General features: G+C 71.1%; 4 protein-coding genes. 2 read left to right on the forward strand and 2 right to left on the reverse strand.

The genetic code is table 11. The features are described 5' to 3' along the window. Nucleotides 1-524 precede the first annotated feature (524 nt). Together WH07_RS33765 and WH07_RS33770 are read left to right on the forward strand one after the other, a co-directional pair. Entirely contained in the window at nucleotides 525-1,373 is an 849-nt protein-coding gene (locus WH07_RS33765) for a (2Fe-2S)-binding protein (protein WP_046508627.1), read from the forward strand. Nucleotides 1,374-1,581: 208 nt separating this feature from the next. Beyond that, complete coding sequence (locus WH07_RS33770) at nucleotides 1,582-2,640, forward strand: DUF2637 domain-containing protein (RefSeq protein WP_046508629.1); 1,059 nt, start codon at nucleotides 1,582-1,584, stop codon at nucleotides 2,638-2,640. Nucleotides 2,641-2,980: 340 nt separating this feature from the next. On the opposite strand, the gene WH07_RS33775 is transcribed toward WH07_RS33770, so the two are convergent. Further along, nucleotides 2,981-3,382 carry an ATP-binding protein gene (locus WH07_RS33775; protein ID WP_046508631.1) on the reverse strand — a complete coding sequence of 134 codons (402 nt, stop codon included), beginning with the start codon at nucleotides 3,380-3,382 and terminating at the stop codon, nucleotides 2,981-2,983. A 264-nt stretch (nucleotides 3,383-3,646) separates the two neighbouring features. Next, nucleotides 3,647-4,630, reverse strand: a 984-nt coding sequence (locus WH07_RS33780) for a protein phosphatase 2C domain-containing protein (protein ID WP_046508633.1), incomplete at its 5' end; no start/stop codon positions are given.

Genomic DNA, 4,630 nt, shown 5'->3' on the forward strand with positions numbered 1-4,630 from the left:
GGCTGGGGCTGTTTCACCGGCCGGGGGCCTGCCCTGCCCGGGCACACGCTCCGGGCCCCGGGACCCGGCCGAGCCCTCTGCCTCGGACGCCGACTCGGCTTCGAGGCTGGCGTCCGGCCCGGTACGGGGCTCCGGTACGGGCGCTGAGTCACGCTCGGAATCGGGCAGCGAGCCGGGAGCTGTGTCCGGGCCGACCGCAGAACCGGATCCGGCGTCGGGACCGGAGTCGGACCCGGAGTCGGACCCGGCGTCCGGGCCAGCCCCGGAGCCGGTGCCGGGGGCCTGCGCCGCTTCGGCGTCCGTACCCCCCGCGGCCCCGGAACCGTACAGGCGCGGCGTCGCCGTTCCGCCCGTACCGCTGCGCCCGTCCACTCGTCCCGCCTCCGCCCGTTCCGGCACCATTCGTCCGGTCTGGCGCCGGAGTCATGTGTGCACGATAGGCCGCCCCCGGCGCAGTTCAAACCCGGCCACATCGGGTAAGGTAAGGCTTACCTGCAAACGATCCCGATTCGGTGGTCCCCTGCATGACCGTGCCCACTCTGCTGCCCGGCCTTCTCACCTGCCCCGTGGCGGACGCGTACGCCCGTATGACCGAGGTGTTTCCCTCGCTGAGCATCGACCTGCTCGGCGACGACGCCCAGCCCCCGCTCGGCGGCGGCTGGGTGGGCGCGGCCGATCTCGCAGCGGGCGGTGCGGCTCTCGACACCTTCATGGCCTGGGACGACGCGCAGGTCCGGCGCGACTACGGCAAGCCCGCGCGCCCCGACGTCCTCGCGGGCTTCGCCCTGCACCGCTACGCGTGGCCGGCCTGTCTGCTGATCACCGTGCCCTGGTTCCTGCACCGCCGGGTGCCCCGGGCCCCCGTCGGGAACGTCTTCTTCCAGCGCGCCCTCGGCCGGATGAGCGTCCGCGTCGACGACTTCGCGTGTCTGCCGGACGACCCCGCGGCGGCGCTGCCCGGCGCCCGGGTCGTACCGGACGAAGAGGCCCTGCGCGCCGAGGTGCGCGCGGCCGCGGCCGAACACCTCGGCCCGGTCCTCGACGGCTTCGCCTCCCGGATGCGACGCGGCAACAGAGCGCTGTGGGGCATGGCGACCGACGAGATCGTCGAGGGCCTGTGGTACGTCGCACACCTGCTGGGCGAGGAGCGGCGCGCCATGGCCGAGCTGGAACTGCTGCTGCCGGGCACGGCCGGACCGTACGTCGGTACCGCCGCCTTCCGTGAACTCTCCGGCCCCCAGGGCGAGTCGCTGCCGACCCGCGACCGCGCGAGCTGCTGCCTGTTCTACACACTGCGCCCCGAGGACACATGTGTGACGTGTCCGCGTACGTGTGATGCCGACCGTGTCCGGAAGTTGAGCGCCGGGGCCTGACCCCGCGTCACCCGAGAAGCCAAGCCACCCGCTAGGGTGATATTAATCGAACGTGACCGCCGCCCGCCGTGCGGCAGTTCTGATTGATCACGCCCAACTGTGTGCCCCACCACCTCGTTGGCGTCTTCTTGCTCCAAAACCCCCAGAGCGGCACCGCTCTTGCGCCAATATGGCGCCCGAAAACGCCCTGCGATGCAAGGAACACCGCATGCAACTGACCGGCATATCGCTGAACTGGCTGCTTCCCGTCGGCGTGCTGATCGTCGGAGTCCTGGTGGCGGTGGCAGTGCTCGCGCGCGGTAAGCGCGCCGGTGACAAGGCCGCGGCCGAGGATTCATGGGAACGCAGTGAAGAACGCCGCAGAAGGAAGGAGACGATCTACGGCGCCGCCTCGTACGCACTTCTCTTCTGCTGTGCGGCAGTCGCCGCCGCCCTCTCGTTCAAAGGCCTGGTCGGCTTCGGCCAGGAAAACCTCAGCCTCAGTGGCGGCTGGGAGTATCTCGTCCCGTTCGGTCTCGACGGTGCCGCGATGTTCTGCTCGGTGCTCGCCGTGCGCGAGGCCAGCCACGGTGACGCGGCCCTCGGTTCGCGTCTGCTGGTGTGGACGTTCGCCGGTGCCGCCGCCTGGTTCAACTGGGTGCACGCGCCCCGGGGCATCGGCCACGACGGCGCCCCGCACTTCTTCGCCGGCATGTCGCTCTCGGCCGCTGTCCTCTTCGACCGCGCGCTGAAGCAGACCCGCCGGGCGGCGCTGCGCGAGCAGGGGCTGGTCCCCCGCCCGCTGCCGCAGATCCGGATCGTACGGTGGCTCCGCGCGCCCCGCGAGACCTTCGCCGCTTGGTCGTTGATGCTGCTCGAAGGCGTACGGACGCTGGACGAGGCAGTCGACGAGGTGCGTGAGGACCGCCGTCAGAAGGAGCAGAACCGGCACCGCAGGCGCGAGCAGCAGAAGCTGGACCGCGCGCAGATCAAGGCGCTGAACCGGCAGCACCGGGCCTGGGGGCTCGGCCGGGGCGGACGTCAGGTGCCCCTTCCGATGGGGAGCGGCGGGTCGGGTTCCCCGGCAGCCGTCGAAGCCGCCGCGGAGCCTGCCATAGCAGAGCAGACCCAGTTGCCACAGCGATCGCGGCTCTCCCTTCAGGCCGTCGGTTCCAAGGGCGGTGAGACCCGTACCGTGGATCTGACCGCCGAGGACGACACCCAGGCCCTGCCGAGGCTCGACTCCCTGGAGCGCAAGCTCACGGACCTGGAGCGGCAGTTCGGCTGAGCCGCCCGAGCGGGAGGTCGGCTGAGCCGCCCCAGCAGGCACAGCACCCGGACCGGTGTGACGGACAACCGTCGCGCCGGTCCGCTGTTGTGTGTGGCGGGGGCGGTGTGTGATCCGGGGCGGTGTGTTGGGCTGACACCATGTGCGTTGATGCCATGTGGGCTAACACCATGTGTGCTGACACCAAGTGGGCTGACGCCATGTGCGTTGAAGCCATGTGCGTTGAAGCCATGTGCGTTGAAGCCATGTGCGTTGAAGCCATGTGGGCTGACGCCATGTGGCCGGGGCAGTGTGTTCCACGGTTGCGCCGCCGCCCTGTACCGCCCCGCACCGCCTCGCTCTACGCCGCCTCGCCGTGCATCTCGAACCAGACCACCTTGCCCAGCGGTCTGGCCCGTACCCCCCAGTCGTCCGCCAGGCTCCGGACCAGCGCCAGTCCTCGGCCGTTCGTCGCGTCCTCGGCCACCGGAGGCAACGCCCCAGACGTGGCCTGCGGTGCGGGCAGCGAGGCGACGAAGTCCCGTACCTCGACCCGCAGCCGGGAGTCCGCGACGGTCGCCGTGACCACGGCGCCTTGTTCCGTATGCACCAGCGCGTTGGTGACCAGCTCGCTCACCAGCAGTTCCGCCACCTCGGCGGAGTCCCGCTCCCGCCAGTGCCGCAGCATCTGGCGCAAGGCGTGCCGCACCTCCGGCACGGCCGCGAGATCGGCGCCCCCCACTCTGCGCAGTAGCCCTGTCATGGTCCTGTCCCCCCGCTGGTACCGGTGACGGCTGCCGTTCCCGAACGCCTGCTGTTGCCGAGTGCCTCCCCCTGAGCATTCCCCCACGCCGATCACAGCACTCATGACGGCATCCATGGCGTACGTCACCTACTCGCGACACCGGGGCGGATGCACCATGCCCACCATGCCGACTGGCGGGGTGCGTCGTGGCATGCGACCGCCGAGCAGAAGTCGACCGCTCGTGCTCAGGAATCGACCGCTGCTGCTCCCGGAAATCGGCTGCTACTGCTCCCAGACGGCCGCCGCGGTGCGGTCGTCGGCGTACCCCCTGACCCTGAGCTGGACGTCCGCGAGATACTCGGCCAGTCCGGGCGGGCTGCTACGGGCCCAGCGCACGGTCAGTTCCTCGGCGAGGGCGGGCTCGCCGCGCAGCGGTTCCGCGAAGCCGCCGCTGCACAGCAGGAGCGTGTCGCCCGGCCTGGCGACCGAGGCCCGGAACCTGAACGGCTCGGACTGCGGCGGCAACGGCCCCTCTATATAGGGGGACGGAGGCTTGGTGATCGCCAGATCCATGGTGAGCTGGTCGTCTCCCGGAGGCTCCGCGGACGGGGAGCCGAAGCCGACGACCGGGTCGCCGGTGACGGCGTCGGGCTCGGGGACGGATGGTTCCAGGTCGTGCCACACGCCGTCCCTCAAGCGGAAGAGGCCACCGCCACCGACCCCGAAGAACACCCGGGTCCGGCACTTCGGGTCGGCGGAGAGCAGCAGACAGCGCAGACTCGCGGAGTACTCCTCGGGCTCCAGAGCCAGTTCGGCGGCACGGGCGCGGAGCCTGCCGAAACCACGATCAGTGAGCCGGTGCAGCCCGGATTTGAGATCGCCTCTGCGACCAGCCCTTATGTCCTCGGAGAGCCGGCTGTGGCTGCGCCCGACCGCGCCGCCGATCCAGTGGCACACATCCGCCGCGGCCAAGTGCGCGCTTTCGGAACCGCGGGCGCCACTGGCGACGGCCACGAGCACGAGCGCGTCGGTACCGGTGCCGAAACGGGCGGTGAGCAGGGAGTCCCCGCGGGGCTCACCCCAGTGGCGGGCGGAGTCGCCTCGAACGGACACGGCCCGCAGGGTGTACGAGCCGTAGGACGCGCCGTCGAGGACCGTGTCGGGGACCAGTGCGTCCAGATGAGCGGCGTCGGCGGCGGGCAGGGTGGCGGGCTCGGGGTGGTACTTCGGGGGCCGGTCGCCGAGATGGCTGACGGCGGACCGGGC

The organism is Streptomyces odonnellii (genome assembly GCF_000981895.1).
In the GTDB taxonomy this organism is placed as follows: Bacteria; Actinomycetota; Actinomycetes; order Streptomycetales; family Streptomycetaceae; genus Streptomyces; species Streptomyces odonnellii.

Coding starts and splice junctions, on each gene's coding strand:
- WH07_RS33765 (WP_046508627.1), top strand. CDS start 525: ATGACCGTGCCCACTCTGCTGCCCGGCCTTCTCACCTGCCCCGTGGCG.
- WH07_RS33770 (WP_046508629.1), top strand. CDS start 1,582: ATGCAACTGACCGGCATATCGCTGAACTGGCTGCTTCCCGTCGGCGTG.
- WH07_RS33775 (WP_046508631.1), bottom strand. CDS start 3,382: ATGACAGGGCTACTGCGCAGAGTGGGGGGCGCCGATCTCGCGGCCGTG.